Source organism: Pseudomonas sp. NFIX49 (assembly GCF_900115915.1).
Classification (GTDB): Bacteria; Pseudomonadota; Gammaproteobacteria; order Pseudomonadales; family Pseudomonadaceae; genus Aquipseudomonas; species Aquipseudomonas pharyngis.
Genome location: NZ_FOYE01000005.1, coordinates 181485 through 195467, shown reverse-complemented (window position 1 = coordinate 195467; position 13983 = coordinate 181485). Strand labels below are relative to the sequence as shown.

Annotated in this window: 14 protein-coding genes; 6 read left to right on the top strand and 8 right to left on the bottom strand. The window is 61.9% G+C overall.

Annotated features, from left to right (window positions below; translation table 11 throughout):
- Window positions 1-13: 13 nt before the first annotated feature.
- A complete protein-coding gene (locus tag BMZ46_RS15800) occupies window positions 14-679 on the bottom strand; it encodes an FKBP-type peptidyl-prolyl cis-trans isomerase (protein ID WP_039765295.1) in 666 nt (221 codons plus the stop codon).
- Window positions 680-871: 192 nt separating this feature from the next.
- On the opposite strand from BMZ46_RS15800, the gene BMZ46_RS15790 reads away from it, so the two are divergent.
- Window positions 872-2068 carry an AlgP family protein gene (locus BMZ46_RS15790; RefSeq protein ID WP_074690033.1) on the top strand — a complete coding sequence of 399 codons (1197 nt, stop codon included), beginning with the start codon at window positions 872-874 and terminating at the stop codon, window positions 2066-2068.
- Here BMZ46_RS15790 and BMZ46_RS15785 read toward each other — a convergent pair.
- Entirely contained in the window at window positions 2065-2526 is a 462-nt protein-coding gene (locus BMZ46_RS15785; protein ID WP_074690035.1) for a TIGR02444 family protein, read from the bottom strand. The two genes, BMZ46_RS15790 and BMZ46_RS15785, sit on opposite strands and share 4 nt — an antisense overlap.
- A gap of 50 nt (window positions 2527-2576) precedes the next feature.
- Between BMZ46_RS15785 and BMZ46_RS15780 the strand changes: the two genes are divergently transcribed.
- The 3 genes from BMZ46_RS15780 (at window position 2577) to BMZ46_RS15770 (ending at window position 5816) form a co-directional block, all read left to right on the top strand.
- The gene (locus BMZ46_RS15780; protein ID WP_074690037.1) at window positions 2577-4487 is read left to right on the top strand and encodes an ATP-binding cassette domain-containing protein; all 1911 of its coding nucleotides are present in this window, start codon (window positions 2577-2579) and stop codon (window positions 4485-4487) included.
- Window positions 4487-5068 carry a mechanosensitive ion channel family protein gene (locus tag BMZ46_RS15775; RefSeq protein ID WP_011336505.1) on the top strand — a complete coding sequence of 194 codons (582 nt, stop codon included), beginning with the start codon at window positions 4487-4489 and terminating at the stop codon, window positions 5066-5068. Before BMZ46_RS15780 ends, BMZ46_RS15775 begins: the two co-directional genes overlap by 1 nt.
- Before the next feature lie 115 nt (window positions 5069-5183).
- The gene (locus tag BMZ46_RS15770) at window positions 5184-5816 is read left to right on the top strand and encodes a LysE family transporter (protein ID WP_064600316.1); all 633 of its coding nucleotides are present in this window, start codon (window positions 5184-5186) and stop codon (window positions 5814-5816) included.
- Between the two features lie 60 nt (window positions 5817-5876).
- Here the strand turns inward: BMZ46_RS15770 and BMZ46_RS15765 are convergent, their stop codons facing one another.
- The 5 genes from BMZ46_RS15765 to BMZ46_RS15745 all read right to left on the bottom strand — a co-directional run bounded on the left by BMZ46_RS15765 (window position 5877) and on the right by BMZ46_RS15745 (window position 10609).
- Window positions 5877-6620 (bottom strand): penicillin-binding protein activator LpoB, encoded by a 744-nt coding sequence (locus BMZ46_RS15765; protein WP_074690039.1) that lies wholly within the window; start codon window positions 6618-6620, stop codon window positions 5877-5879.
- A gap of 3 nt (window positions 6621-6623) precedes the next feature.
- The gene (gene lpoB, locus BMZ46_RS15760) at window positions 6624-7211 is read right to left on the bottom strand and encodes a penicillin-binding protein activator LpoB (protein ID WP_007951848.1); all 588 of its coding nucleotides are present in this window, start codon (window positions 7209-7211) and stop codon (window positions 6624-6626) included.
- A gap of 36 nt (window positions 7212-7247) precedes the next feature.
- Entirely contained in the window at window positions 7248-7622 is a 375-nt protein-coding gene (locus BMZ46_RS15755) for a YcfL family putative periplasmic lipoprotein (protein ID WP_011336502.1), read from the bottom strand.
- Between the two features lie 15 nt (window positions 7623-7637).
- Complete coding sequence (locus BMZ46_RS15750) at window positions 7638-9032, bottom strand: COG3014 family protein (RefSeq protein ID WP_074690041.1); 1395 nt, start codon at window positions 9030-9032, stop codon at window positions 7638-7640.
- A 203-nt stretch (window positions 9033-9235) separates the two neighbouring features.
- Window positions 9236-10609 (bottom strand): COG3014 family protein, encoded by a 1374-nt coding sequence (locus tag BMZ46_RS15745; protein ID WP_074690043.1) that lies wholly within the window; start codon window positions 10607-10609, stop codon window positions 9236-9238.
- A 151-nt stretch (window positions 10610-10760) separates the two neighbouring features.
- On the opposite strand from BMZ46_RS15745, the gene BMZ46_RS15740 reads away from it, so the two are divergent.
- Complete coding sequence (locus BMZ46_RS15740; protein WP_074690045.1) at window positions 10761-12656, top strand: FTR1 family protein; 1896 nt, start codon at window positions 10761-10763, stop codon at window positions 12654-12656.
- 4 nt (window positions 12657-12660) lie between these two features.
- Window positions 12661-13116: a YaiI/YqxD family protein gene (locus tag BMZ46_RS15735; protein WP_039765442.1), complete on the top strand. Its 456-nt coding sequence runs from the start codon at window positions 12661-12663 to the stop codon at window positions 13114-13116.
- A 154-nt stretch (window positions 13117-13270) separates the two neighbouring features.
- On the opposite strand, the gene elbB is transcribed toward BMZ46_RS15735, so the two are convergent.
- Entirely contained in the window at window positions 13271-13939 is a 669-nt protein-coding gene (gene elbB, locus BMZ46_RS15730) for an isoprenoid biosynthesis glyoxalase ElbB (RefSeq protein ID WP_039765316.1), read from the bottom strand.
- Between the last annotated feature and the right edge of the window lie 44 nt (window positions 13940-13983).

Below are 13983 nucleotides of genomic sequence, written 5' to 3'. Positions count from 1 at the left end.
TTTTATTGGGCGATCAACTGGTCGCGCCGCGCAATTCCACTTCGAACACCAGCGGTGTGAACGGCGCGATCAAGTCGCCTGCACCGTCGGCGCCATAAGCCTGATCCGATGGGATCACCAAACGCCACTTCGCGCCGACCGGCATGTTCTGCAGCGCGGTGCGCCAGCCGGCGATCACGCTGTCGAGATTGAACCACTGCGGCTGGCTGTTCTGATCGAACACGGTGCCGTCCGGCAGTCGGCCGATGTACAGCACCTGCACTTTTCCATCCGGGCCGGCCTTCGTGCCATTCCCCGGCGCAAGCTCGGTCAGCAGGATGCCGTCGGCCAGCTCCTTCACACCCGGTTTGGCTTTTTCGGCGGTGAGAAAACGTCGCTCGTTTTCCATCGCGGCTTCAGTCGAAGGCATCGCCGCCTGCTCGGCTGTCTGCGATTCGTGATCGGCGAGGATCTGCTCGATGCGTGCCTCGCTCAGTGCCAACGGCTTGCCTTGATAGGCCTGCTGCAGACCTTCGATCAACGCCTGGATCTGCAGCTGCGGCACTTCCTGACGCAGTCGTTCGCCGAGGCTGGCGCCGAGGCTGTAAGCCAGATCATGAGCATCATTCGCGGTGGTTTTTTCGTCGGCCTGAGCCACGGAAAAAATCATGCAGAGGGATAAAAAAAAGTAGCGCGACATGGGCACTCTCCATCCTGAATTGCGGTGGATTATGCCAGCGCGAACGTCTGCAACGGTGAACTGCTTTTGCCAATGCGCAGAAGTTTTTTGCAAGCCTGCAACCGAGTGCTTTCGATACTGTCAACATGCCCTAGCGGCGGTAGCAGCAGAGGTCTAGTATGAGCCGCACTCACGTCAGCCAGGAGGTAAACCATGTCGGCCACCAAGAAGCCTGTAAACACTCCGTTGCATTTACTCCAACAACTCTCGGGCAGCTTGCTCGAGCATCTGGAAAACGCTTGCTCCCAAGCCTTGGCTGATGCTGAAAAACTGCTCGCCAAACTGGAAAAGCAACGCGGCAAGGCGCAAGAAAAACTGCACAAGTCCCGCACCAAACTGCAGGACGCAGCAGCGGCCGGTAAAGCCAAGGCGCAGACCAAGGCCAAGGCTGCCGTGAAGGAGCTCGAAGACCTGCTCGATGCGCTGAAGGAACGTCAGTCCGACACCCGCAGCTACATTCTGCAACTCAAGCGCGATGCCCAGGAAAGCCTGAAACTGGCCCAGGGTGTCGGTCGTGTTCAAGAAGCCGTAGGCAAGGCGCTGTCCCTGCGTTCGGCCAAACCTGCAGCGGTACCTGCGAAAAAAGCAGCCGCCAAGCCTGCTGCAAAAGCACCGGCCAAAGCGCCTGCGAAAGCCCCTGCAAAAGCGCCAGTGAAAGCCGCTGCAAAACCAGCGGCGAAGAAACCCGCAGCCGCCAGCGCTGCCAAACCTGCGGCCAAAACCACAGCGGCCAAACCGGCTGCCGCCAAGTCAGCTGCTGCAAAACCAGCCGCCAAACCTGCGGCGAAAACCGCTGCTGCGAAAGCGGCTCCAGCGAGAACTGCCGCTGCGAAACCTGCTGCCAAAGCAGCCGCCAAGCCGGCAGCAAAACCAGCCGTTAAAGCCGCCGCTAAACCAGCTGCCAAAACAGCTGCTGCCAAGCCTGCGGCGAAAACCGCTGCCAAACCGGTTGCTGCCAAACCTGCTGCCAAAGCGGCGGCAAAACCAGCGGCCAAGCCTGCGGTAAAGGCTGCGGCCAAACCCGCTGCAAAACCAGCGGCCAAACCGGCTGCTGCAGCGAAGCCTGCAACGACCGCCGCCAAGCCAGCGACCGCTGCTAAACCGGCCGCCAAGCCAGCCGCGAAACCCGCTGCAAAACCAGCAGTGAAAAAACCTGCCGCTGCCAAGCCGGCTGCCGCGAAACCCGCTGCAGCAAAACCGACCGCTGCTCCTGCTGCCAAACCTGCCGCACCGGCAACTCCGGCTGCGACCGCTGCACCTGCCCCCGCCGCCACTACCTCGACCACCGCAACCACGCCATCGTCGGCGCCGGTGTCGAGCGTCGCCAGCAACCCGTCCAGCGCTTCCTAAGCGCCGGTCGCCGCGACGCGCAGCACTTGCAGCGCGTCGCGGTTCAGGTTGGCCGCAGGGCCGGCCAGCACTTCCAGCCAGTCACTCGATTCCTTTGAATGACGCTTCCAGCCTTGCGCGGCGCCTTCCAGTCGTGACAGCAGCGCACGCTCCGCCTCCAGCTCCAATCCCTTGATCTGCTCACGCATCCCCTTGAGCACCGGATCGGTGTCGGCCAGGGTTTTCCACTGTATGCGCAATGCGCGTAACGGCTGGACCACTTCCCGATCCCAGGGCTCTGTCATTTCCAGAAGCTGCCGGGCGCGTGCCTCGTCACAGGTCGCATCGCGTTGTTCCAGCCATAAACCGCACAGCATCAGGCACACGTTGGCCCCCGCCGATTGCAGGCGCAGGCAGGCATCCTCCACGCCGGGACGGGCGTAGACGGCAAGGGCAAAGCTCCACAGGTCAGAGGACATCGTGCTACTCGCGCCAGTTGCGGGGGAAGCTGGTAGACTCCGCCGCCATTATGATCCGACTTCAGAACCTGACTTTACAGCGTGGCCCGCAACGTCTGCTAGAAGACGCCGAGCTGACCCTGCACGCCGGCCACAAAGCCGGCCTCATCGGTGCCAACGGCGCCGGCAAATCCAGTCTGTTCGCCTTGCTCCGCGGTGAGTTGCACCCGGACTCGGGCGACTGCCTGCTGCCGGCCGACTGGCGTATCGCCCACATGCGCCAGGAGGTCGACACGCTCGAGCGTCTGGCGGTCGACTATGTACTCGACGGTGACCTGCGCCTGCGCGAAGTGCAGCGTGAGCTCGCAGCGGCCGAAGAGGCCCACGACGGCACTGCGCTGGCCCGCCTACATGCCGAGCTCGACAGCGCCGACGGCTACACCGCCGATGCGCGGGCGCGCAAGTTGCTCGCCGGTCTTGGTTTCACCAACGAGCAGATGGATCGTCAGGTAGGAGATTTCTCCGGTGGCTGGCGGATGCGTCTGAACCTTGCGCAGGCTTTGATGTGCCCATCGGACCTGTTGCTGCTCGACGAGCCGACCAACCACTTGGACCTCGACGCCATCATCTGGCTCGAAGAGTGGCTGAAAAGTTACCCCGGCACCTTGCTGCTGATTTCCCACGACCGGGATTTCCTCGATGAAGTGGTCGATCACGTGGCCCACGTCGATCAGCGCAAGCTGACGCTCTACCGTGGCGGCTACACCGCGTTCGAACGCGCCCGTGCCGAGCGTCTGGCCCAGCAGCAACAGGCCTACGAGAAGCAGCAGGCGCAGCGTGCGCACATGGAAAGCTACATCGCCCGGTTCAAGGCCCAGGCCACCAAGGCCCGTCAGGCCCAGAGCCGGATAAAGGCGCTGGAGCGCATGGAAGAGTTGTCGGCGGCCCACGTCGATTCGCCGTTCGATTTCGTTTTCCGCGAGTCGACCAAGATCTCCAGCCCGCTGATCGACCTGTCCGATGCGCGCCTGGGTTACGGCGAGAAAACCGTGCTGGAGAAGGTCAAGCTGCAACTGACCCCCGGCGCGCGGATCGGCTTGCTCGGCCCCAACGGCGCGGGCAAGTCGACCCTGATCAAGAACCTTGCCGGCGAACTCGAACCACTGGCCGGGCGCCTGACTCGCGGTGAGAACACTGTGGTTGGTTACTTCGCCCAGCATCAGCTCGACTCGCTGGATTCCAAGGCCAGCCCGTTGCTGCACTTGCAGCGTCTGGCGCCAACCGAACGCGAGCAGACCCTGCGCGATTTCCTTGGTGGTTTCGACTTCCGTGGCGCACGCATCGATGAGCCGGTGCTGAATTTCTCCGGTGGCGAAAAGGCCCGTCTGGCCCTGGCGTTGATCGCCTGGGAACGGCCGAACCTGTTGCTGCTCGACGAACCGACCAACCACCTCGATCTGGAAATGCGCCTGGCGCTGACCATGGCGTTGCAGGAATTCAGCGGCGCGGTGCTGGTGGTTTCCCACGATCGGCATTTGCTCAAGAGCACCACCGACAACTTCTTCCTGGTCGCGGACGGCAAGGTCGAGGAGTTCGATGGCGACCTCGAGGACTACGCCCGTTGGCTGGTGGAATACCGTCAGCGCAACGCCCCGGTCAGCAACACACCGGTCAACCCGGACAAGACCGACAAGAAGGCCCAGCGTCAGGCCGCCGCTGCGTTGCGTCAGCAACTGGCGCCGCACAAGCGCGAAGCCGACAAGCTCGAAGCCGAGCTCGGCAAGCTGCACGAGAAACTGGCGAAGGTCGATGCCAGCCTCGGCGACAGCGACCTCTACGAGCCGGCGCGCAAGAACGAACTGCGTGACCTGCTGGCCGAACAGGCCAAGCTGAAAGTCCGCGAAGGCGAGCTTGAAGAAGCGTGGATGGAAGCTCTGGAGACGCTGGAAAGCATGCAGGCGGAGCTGGAGGCGTTGTCTTGATGGAAGCTTTCAAACTTCCATTGCCGGCAATGTGGGTCGAGCCGATCTGGCTCGGCGTGCAGATTCTGCTGATCCTGCTGGCCGGCTACTTCGCCCAGCGCGTCGTCGCCCGATTCCTGACTCGCCTGGGCGAGAAGTATCCGTTCCCGCCGCAGTTGCTGATGCCGCTGCGCGGCGGTCTGCGCTGGCTGATCATGGGCAGTGCGCTGATCTTTGTGCTGGAGCGTCTCGGGGTGTCGGCCACGGTGCTCTGGACCGCGTTGTCGGGCTTCGTCGCGGTGGCGGCGGTGGCGTTCTTTGCCATGTGGAGCGTGCTGTCGAACCTGCTCTGCGCGATTCTGATCTTCACCGTCGGCCCGTTCCGTCTCGGCGACGTGGTCGAACTGGTGGACACCACCGACAAGCCCGGCGTCAAAGGCCGGGTGGTGGCGATCAATCTGCTCTACACCACGCTGATCGAAGCCGAAGAACTCGGCACCGGCAGCGCCATGGTGCAGGTGCCCAACAGCCTGTTCTTCCAGCGTTCGGTGCGCCGCTGGCGGGGCACTGATGTGTTCCCTTCCAGCGGTTTCGAAAAGTGATCGGACGCCGGCCACATTGGTCGGCGGTCGCAACATCCTGCAAAAAATCGGTAGTCATCCAGCCAAATCCGCATTAGCTTTGAGGATTGTCACGAGTCCGAAGTCGAGGTGTGCGATGGAGCTTCAAACATGGCTGGCGTTTTTTGCCGCCTGCTGGGTGATCAGTCTTTCTCCGGGTGCCGGCGCCATTGCGTCGATGTCCAGCGGTCTGCAATACGGTTTCTGGCGCGGTTACTGGAATGCCCTGGGCCTGCAGATCGGCCTGGCTGTGCAGATTGCCATCGTCGGCGCCGGTGTCGGCGCGATCCTCACCGCTTCCGCCACTGCGTTCCACGCGATCAAATGGTTCGGTGTCGCGTATCTGGTTTATCTCGCGATCAAGCAGTGGCGCGCACTGCCGATGGACATGAGTGACGACGCGGCGGTCCGGCCGATCGGCAAGCCGCTGGCGCTGGTGTTCCGTGGTTTTCTGGTGAACATCAGCAACCCCAAGGCCCTGGTGTTCATGCTCGCGGTGCTGCCGCAGTTCATCAATCCGCATGCGCCGCTGCTGATCCAGTACGTGGTGATCGGCGTGACCATGATCGCGGTCGACCTGATCGTCATGGCCGGCTACACCGGTCTGGCGTCGAAGGTGTTGCGCCTGTTGCGTACACCGACCCAGCAGCGACGCATGAACCGCACGTTTGCCGGGCTGTTCATTGGCGCTGCGGCGTTCATGGCGACGTTGCGCAAAGCGGCCGCATAAAGCGTGCAGCCACAAAAAAGGCGACCTGAGAAGGTCGCCTTTTTCGTTTCCGGCAGTCGGTCAGTGAAGAATCACTGGCGCCGTATCGCGCGGCAGATTGTTACGCGGCTGCGGTTCGCGCGGCTGCTCGTAACCGCCACCGCCGAGCTGCATGCTCAGTTGTCCGGCCACGTCTTCGCCCAGTGCCTTCGAGACGTCACGCACCACCCGTGGGCGGTTGAGCGAGATCTTGATGTCGCGGTGATTCACCAGTTTGGTGTCCTGTGCCTCACCCATCGCCGTGAAGGCTGAGGTGATTTCGTAGGTCTTGGTGTTGATCAGGCTGAAATCGGCCACCAGCGTCAGACCTAGCACGGCGGAATAGCTGTCGGTGTTCGCCAGCTCGTTTACGTCCTGAGTGAAGTCGATGTCCGACACGGTGCCGAACAGCACGTAGTCGGCACCCTTGAAGTTGCCGGCCTTGATCCGCTTGATCACGTCGTAGACGTCACCCTTGGACGACGCCGTGTACGGCGTGCCCTGCACCAGCTGGAACATGCCGGTACGCAGGATTTCACCCTTGATGTCGCCGGTGAACTTGCGCAGCTCGGTCTGTTCGATGTAGCTGGTGGTGGCTTCGAGTTCGTTGTAGCTCGAAGAACCGCTGGAACTGTAGTAGCCCTCGCGGTAATTGTTCTGGGCCGAAACGATGTGGATGTATTGCTCCACACGCTCCTGATACGCCAGATCCGTCACCGCGACTTTCGGGGCCGCCTGCACGTTGAACGCGCAAGCCAGGGCCATCATGCCAATCCATGTGCGCATCGATTAACGCTCCGTGGTTTTGCGGATCTCTTTTTCGTCCATCCACTCGGCCAGACCGCTTTCAACGTCGATCAGTTGCAGGCTGAATTTGTAGAAGACGTCCTTGTAGTCGCTGCTGCGCTTGACGATCGAGCTGATCGAACCTTCAAGACGGTATTTGGCGGCGATCATGTTGCCGGTCTTGGCCACGGTGCTTTTCTTGTACAGGCCGCTCTGGTTTTGCAGCTTGAGCTGGTCGACCTGGCTCTGCATCGCGGTGTTGTCGCTGGCGAAACGGGCGGTGCCGGACTTCATCAGCTGGGTCTTGATGCTGGTGGTGATTTCGCGGGTGTCGATGTATTCGCTGGTCTTGTTCTTCACGTCGTAGACCTGCACCACAGGGCGACCCTGCAGAATGCCGGACTGGGCCAGGGAACGGGTCATCGACTCGGCGATCATCTGCAGGTCGGTCGAACCGAACTCGTTGGTCACGGTTTCAACGGCCTTGGTGTCGCCGTAGCTGATGTTCTTGCTGCCCAGGGTCGGCGAAGTGTTGGCGCAACCGCTGGCCAGCAGGGCGAGGACGGCGATGAAGGAAAAGCGTGCAAACATGGGAGTGCTCTCTGAATCGGGAATAGGGTGTCGGGCTTAAGGCGTCTTGAGTTCCAGACGGAAGTCCACGGCTTTTGGCGTCGGGGCGATGCCCTGGATGAAGCTGGTCTGGGCGCCGTACATCATCTGGCTCTTCCAGACTTCTTCTTCGGCGATCGGGAAACCTTCCGGCCCGAGCCAGGCGAAGCGGTAGTAGAACGTCTTGTTGCTGTTGAGGGTGTTGCTCAACTGCACGTTGACGGTCATGAAGCCGTTTTCGCGGGCCACGCGCATCGCGCCGACCACGATGTGTTTCTGCGGGCCCATGGCCACGACCTTGCTCGCGGCACTGCCCGGCTCCGGTGGTGGCGGGGTGGCGCAGCCGCTCGCCAAAAGGGCGAGGGCGGCGACGGCGATGAGTTTGAAGCGCATGCAAAGACTCCGTTCTTAAGGTTGTTTGAGGCTGGCCACGGCGGTGGCGCCAGCGCTCGGGGTGACGTGGGCGGCGAGGCCGGCAGCGAACACCTGATTGCCGACGGCGCGCAGGGTGATCACCTGATAACGCTGATCGACGGTGACCTTGACCTGAGAGCCACCGACGGCGCTCGGCAGAGTGACCAGGTGCTCACCTTTCTTCAAGCGCAGACGTACAACCTGAGTCATGTCCGGCAGGGTACGCCACGTACGGGTATCGGCACCTTCGAGCACAGCTGAAGAAATACCTACGGCCAGACCCGCCAGCGGGTTGGTTTCGTTGATTTTCTTCTGCGCCACACCTTTGGTGATCGCGCGCACGGTGGTGCGCAGGATGATCCCCGGCATGTCATCGCGCAGGGCGCGGCGGGACATGGCGGTGGTACTGTTCAGCGCGGTCAGGTCGACCTGTTGGCCATCGACACCGATCTGCGCGAACGTCGCGGTGGAGGTGTCGGGCTTGATGATCGGGAACGACAGCGGAGTAATCACTACGTTGTTGTAGATTGGCAGCGGCAACGGCACGCGGATCGAATCGCGGGCCGGCGCCAGACCGCTTTGCACCACGATCAGGATGTCGCTGTCATCGCTTTTGACCGGTTTGTCGAGGTTGACCAACGCCTGCTCCAGCAGTGGCGTGTTCGGGCGCAGTTCGGCAGCCTTGCGATAGCCCGGCGCAGCGAGGTCTTTTTCGCCCAGAGCTTCATAGACGAAACCGGCCAGGTAATGGCTGAACGCACTCTGGTAGCTGTTTTTCAGGCCGACCACTTCCGGCGCGTCAAGGCTGGCGACCGGGTAACCCTGCAAGTCCTTGTACTCGGTCTTGATGCCTTCTTTCTCGGCTTCCTCTTCGCTCTTGAGGTATTCCTTGTCGCGCAGGTCGGCGATCACCGCTTCACGCTCGTGCGTCTTCTTGATCGCGGTGCGGGCGCCGTCGAAATCGTTGACCGCCAGCAGGTTCAGGGCCATCTGCGTAGTCAGCATGACTTTTTCGTAGTCGTAGCCTTCGTAGCGGCGCACCTTGTCGTTGACCAGGAAACTGCCGAACTGGGCCAGGTACTTGTCGGTGTCGAGCTTGACCGAATCTTCCCACTTGCCCACCACCTGGTCGGCGCTGGTCCAGGCATTCTGGCTGCCGGAAAGATCGCCCTTGGCACGCAGCAATTCACCCTTCTCGAAGTAATAGAGCAGGTCCTTGTCCGGGCCGGTGTTGTTTTTTTCCAGCAGGGTCAGGGCGGCCTCGACGTTGCCGGTGGCCAGTTGCTGGTTGGTCTGGGCCAGTTCGGAATCGTAGTTGCGAAACGCCGAACAGCCGGACAGCAGGGTGACAGCGCTGAGCGCGATCAGAGTGGGAGCGCGGAATGCCATGGGGTTACTTCTTCCATGAGTAGCGACAGCCTCGGGTGCGGGTCGGGCTGCTGGGACCGATCGACAGTGGCACTGGCCTCCTGCCAATTCCTCATAAAAAGAGGAGCTTTAATGCCTCAACGCGATAGCGCGGGCGCGGCATTATAAGCGGGCGATGCTGGCTATGTAATAGCTTTTTAATTGCACTGGTTAGCTGGGTGCCATTACTTATCCGGCAGTCTGGCATTGCCGATTACGTTGGCGATATCTCTCAAAACTCGCAGGTTGACCAACTGGTGATCGCGGTCGATGCGCAGGGTGACCGATGACGCTCCGGGTGCATTGGGCGCATTGAATTGATGATCGCCTTTCTTCAGCCGGATGCGTGCCACCAATGTCTTGTCGGGGAGCGTGCGCCAGGTTCGGGTATCGGCCTCCTCAAAGGGGTCGTGCTCGGTGACGACCAGCGAGGCCTTGGCCGGATTGCGTTCGTTTTCCTGGGCCTGGGAAATGGCGGCCATATTGGCGCGGAACATTGCCCGGGAAATGATCGCCGGCATGTCATCGCGCAGCGTACGAAACGCCATGTCGGTGACGCTGTTGATCACGGTCAGCGGGCGTTTGCGGCCATCCACCAGGATGTGGTCGAACGCTGGTGTGACGGTGTCCGGCACCAGGATGGGAAACGAGATCGGTGCGGTAATGACCAGACTTTCATTGAGCCGCACCGGGATCGGCACCGTTACCGAGCTGCGGGCCGGCGCCAGACCGCTCTGGACGACGATCAGAACATCGCTTTCATCATCCTTGGCCGGCGGCTGGTCGAGATTGCGCAACGCCTGTTCGAGGAAGGGGATATTCGGGCGCAACTCGATTGCCTGGCGATAACCCGGTGCGGCCAGATCCCGTTCACCCAGCGCTTCATAGGTGAACCCGGCCAGGTAATGGCTGAAAGCACTCTGGTAGCCGTTCTTCAGTTCGATAACCGCTGGCGCGTCCAGGGTGGTGACGGGATAGCCCTGCAGATCCTTGTATTGCACGACGATGCCCTGAGCTTTGGCCTGTTCCTCGAGTTCTTCATACTGGCGCTCCCGCCGGCGGGCGATCAGTGCTTCACGTTCGTGGGTCTTCTTGATGTCTGCCCGGGCGCCGTCGAAATCGCTTTCGCCCAATTGGTTGAGGGCCATCTGTGTGGTCAGCATGACTTTTTCGTAGTCATAGCCTTCGTAGCGGCTGAGCTTGTCGTTGACCAGCAGGGTGCCCATTTCATAGGCAAACCGGTTGAGCAGCTTCATGGGCGCGGAAGGTACGGCCTCTTCGCGTTGAAACACCATCCGGTCGGCGCTGCGCCAGGCTTTCTGGCTCTGGGGGCGTGCGTTGGCGAAGCTGAGGATCGAGCCCTTTTCGAAGTAATACAGCAGATCCTTTTCTTCCCAGGGGTTGTTCCATTCCAGCAGGTCCAGGGCACCCTGATAGTCGCCGAGCATCAGCCGGTCGTTGGTTTGCTGCATTTCCAGGTCGTAATTGCGGTAAGCCGCGCAGCCGCTCAGTTGCAGGATCGTGCTGATTAATACCGGGAGTAGCAGGCATTGGCGCATGGAGTGCAGCTCTTCCTGGAGCAGAGAGGCGAAAGGTGAAGGATTATAGGGGTGGGCAGTGGCCATGTGCCGGGTATTGGAGAGAAAGCTTGAGGGAATCGCGCTCGAAGTGAACAATATGTAACTTCGCATTTCCATTTGAGACTCATTCATGACTGCCGCGTCCCGATTTCTGGCCTGGCTGGTGTTCCCGCTGTGCGCCCTGAGCAGCTTCAATCTGCTGGCCGACACCGTGGAAGGCGCGCCGCAAGCGTTGCACCTGCTTGATTACATCAGCGCCGATTACCCGCCGACGGTAGCGGCAGGCAAGGTCATCGACGATGGCGAATACCGCGAGCAACTGGAATTCACCCAGGTGCTGCAAGGGCTGATCGCCGACCTGCCGGCCAAACCGGAGAAAGCGGCGCTGGAACAGGGCGTCAGCGCCTTGCACGCCGCGATCACGGCGAAACAGGACGGTGCGGACGTCGCCCGTCAGGCTCGGCAACTGGGGGCGAAACTGGCGGTGGCTTATGAAGTCAGCCAGGCCCCGATCATCACCCCCGACCCGACCCGCGGTGCGCCGCTCTACGCGCAGAACTGCTCGGTGTGCCATGGCGACACCGGTGCCGGCGACGGCCCGGCGGGTCTCGGCATGACGCCGGCGCCGGCCAATCTGCGCGACGCCGCGCGGATGGATCGCCTGAGCCTGTACGCGATCTACAGCACTCTCGGCCAGGGCGTCGAAGGCACTGACATGCCAGCCTTTGCCGATCAACTGGACGACCGTCAGCGCTGGGATCTGGCGACCTATATCGCGCAGTTCAGCGCCGATCCGGCCACGGCCAAATCCGACAAGACCTACAACATTGCTGATCTGGCCCGCCAGACCCCGGCCGAGGTGCAGGCTGCCGAGGGCGCTGAAGCCGCCGCGATCTTCCGTGCGCAACGGGCGCAGCCGCCGCAGGTCAAGCGCGGCCCGGCGCAGTTGCTCGACTACACCGCCGCGACCCTGGACAAGAGCCTGGCGGCGTACCGTGCCGGTGAACACGATCAGGCTTACGACCTGTCGGTGGCGGCGTATCTGGAAGGCTTCGAACTGGTCGAAAGCTCGCTGGACAACGTCGACGCCAACGTGCGCAAGGACACCGAAAAGTCCCTGATGGCCTATCGGCAATCGCTGCAGGACGGCTTGCCGGTGGAGCAGGCCGAACAGCGTCTCGATGCGGCCAAGGCCAAACTCAAGGAGTCTGCCGGCCTGTTGGGCAGCGATGGATTGAGCTGGTCGCTGAGCTACATCTCCGGTCTGCTGATTCTGCTGCGCGAAGGTCTGGAAGCGATTCTGGTGCTGGCGGCGATCCTCGCGTTCTTGCGCAACACCGGCCAGCAATCGGCGGTGCGCAGCGTCAACGTCGGCTGGGGTCTGGCATTGCTGGCCGGTCTCGGGACCTGGGCGCTGGCGGCGTACGTGATCGATGTCAGCGGCTCCCAGCGTGAACTGCTGGAAGGCGCCACGGCGCTGTTTGCCAGCGTCATGGTGTTGTGGCTCGGGGTGTGGATGCACGACCGTCGGCACGCGGCAGCCTGGCAGGACTACATCAAGCAGAGTCTGGTTGGCGGAGGCGGGCGTTTCGGTTTCGCGATCCTGGCGTTCTTCTCGGTATACCGCGAACTGTTCGAAGTGATCCTGTTCTACGAAACCCTGTGGCTGCAGGCCGGTCCCGCCGGGCATAACGCGGTACTTGCTGGTGGTGCGACGGCGCTGGTGCTGCTGTTCGGTCTGGCGTGGGTGATCCTGCGCGGTTCGGCGAAACTGCCGCTGGCGCTGTTCTTCAGCATCAACGCAGCGCTGCTCTGCGCGTTGTCGGTGGTGTTCGCCGGCCACGGCGTGAAGGCGTTGCAGGAAGCCGGGATCTTTGGCACCCGGCCGGTGGCGTTCTTCGATTTCGACTGGCTGGGCATTCATGCCGATGCCTATTCGCTGACGGCGCAGGCCGTGGCGATTGCGGCGATCATCGTGCTGTATGGCCGCAGTTGGTTGGCTGAAAAGCGCCGAGTGGCGGCTTGAGATGATGCGCGTATGGATCGATGCCGACGCCTGCCCGAAGATGGCCAAGGAGCTGGTGGTGAAGTTCGCCCTCAAGCGTCGCTTCGAAGTGGTGCTGGTGGCGGGGCAGCCGCAGAGCAAACCGGCGCTGGCGATCGTCAAGCTGATCGTGGTGCCGAGCGGCCCGGATGCGGCGGATGATTATCTGGTGGAGCATGCGGTGCCGGGTGAACTGGTGATCTGCAGCGACATTCCACTGGCCGACCGGCTGGTGAAGAAGGGCGTTGCAGCGCTGGACCCGCGCGGCAAGGAGTTCGACGCGCAGAACATGGGTGAGCGGCTGGCGACACGCAACCTGTTCACCGACCTGCGTGAGCAAGGCCAGGTCACTGGCGGCCCGGCGCCGTTCGGTGACCGCGAGAAGCAGGCGTTCGCCAATGCGCTGGACCGGATCCTCACCAGGCTCGCCCGCAAAACCTGAACATTGATCGTTCCCACGTCGAGGCGTCGAACCGTCTGCGTGGGAATGCCTCTCGGGACGCTCCGCGTCCCAGCCTCACCACCGATGCAAAGCAGACGCGGAGCGTCCAAGGCTGCATTCCCACGCGGAGCGTGGGAACGATCACGGTCTCCGGTCAGGCGTCGTTTTCGTGAGTCAGCTCTAGCACCCGATCCACCAGTTTGTTGATCCCTGAAGCCGCCTCGCTGATCGTCTGCGCCAGCATGTACGCCGGAGTGGTCACCAGTTTGCGCGCCTTGTCTTCAATGATGTCGGTCACCGCGCAGTCTTCGTGGTTGGCGCCCATCTTGTTCATGGCGGCGGCGGTGTTGGCGTCGTTGCCGATGGTGCAGGTCACGCCGGGGCCGTAGATTTTCGCGGCCAGCGCCGGCGAAATGCAGATCAGGCCCACCGGTTTGCCCGCTTCGGCAAAGGCTTCGGCCAGCGCCAGCACTTGCGGCTGCACGGTGCAGCCGGCGCCTTCGATGGCGAAGTTCGACAGGTTCTTCGCCGCACCGAAACCGCCTGGCACGATCAGCGCATCGAAGTCCTCGACATCGGCCTCACGCAGATCCTTGACGTTGCCCCGGGCGATGCGAGCCGATTCCACCAGTACGTTGCGCGACTCGGGCATTTCTTCACCGGTCAGGTGATTGATCACATGCAATTGCGCGATGTTCGGGGCGAAGCACTGCACCTGGGCGCCGCGCTGGTCGAGGCGCAACAGGGTAATGACGCTTTCGTAGATCTCGGCGCCGTCGTAAACGCCGCAACCGGACAGGATCACTGCAACTTTTTTGCTCATGGGTTTCTCTCCAGATTCATGGCGCTAAATGTCCTCTAATTTGT

Coding starts and splice junctions, on each gene's coding strand:
- BMZ46_RS15745 (WP_074690043.1), bottom strand. CDS start 10,609: ATGCGCCAATGCCTGCTACTCCCGGTATTAATCAGCACGATCCTGCAA.
- BMZ46_RS15750 (WP_074690041.1), bottom strand. CDS start 9,032: ATGGCATTCCGCGCTCCCACTCTGATCGCGCTCAGCGCTGTCACCCTG.
- lpoB (WP_007951848.1), bottom strand. CDS start 7,211: ATGTTTGCACGCTTTTCCTTCATCGCCGTCCTCGCCCTGCTGGCCAGC.
- BMZ46_RS15755 (WP_011336502.1), bottom strand. CDS start 7,622: ATGCGCTTCAAACTCATCGCCGTCGCCGCCCTCGCCCTTTTGGCGAGC.
- BMZ46_RS15785 (WP_074690035.1), bottom strand. CDS start 2,526: ATGTCCTCTGACCTGTGGAGCTTTGCCCTTGCCGTCTACGCCCGTCCC.
- BMZ46_RS15740 (WP_074690045.1), top strand. CDS start 10,761: ATGACTGCCGCGTCCCGATTTCTGGCCTGGCTGGTGTTCCCGCTGTGC.
- BMZ46_RS15780 (WP_074690037.1), top strand. CDS start 2,577: ATGATCCGACTTCAGAACCTGACTTTACAGCGTGGCCCGCAACGTCTG.
- BMZ46_RS15800 (WP_039765295.1), bottom strand. CDS start 679: ATGTCGCGCTACTTTTTTTTATCCCTCTGCATGATTTTTTCCGTGGCT.
- BMZ46_RS15790 (WP_074690033.1), top strand. CDS start 872: ATGTCGGCCACCAAGAAGCCTGTAAACACTCCGTTGCATTTACTCCAA.
- BMZ46_RS15735 (WP_039765442.1), top strand. CDS start 12,661: ATGCGCGTATGGATCGATGCCGACGCCTGCCCGAAGATGGCCAAGGAG.
- BMZ46_RS15765 (WP_074690039.1), bottom strand. CDS start 6,620: ATGCGCACATGGATTGGCATGATGGCCCTGGCTTGCGCGTTCAACGTG.
- elbB (WP_039765316.1), bottom strand. CDS start 13,939: ATGAGCAAAAAAGTTGCAGTGATCCTGTCCGGTTGCGGCGTTTACGAC.
- BMZ46_RS15770 (WP_064600316.1), top strand. CDS start 5,184: ATGGAGCTTCAAACATGGCTGGCGTTTTTTGCCGCCTGCTGGGTGATC.
- BMZ46_RS15775 (WP_011336505.1), top strand. CDS start 4,487: ATGGAAGCTTTCAAACTTCCATTGCCGGCAATGTGGGTCGAGCCGATC.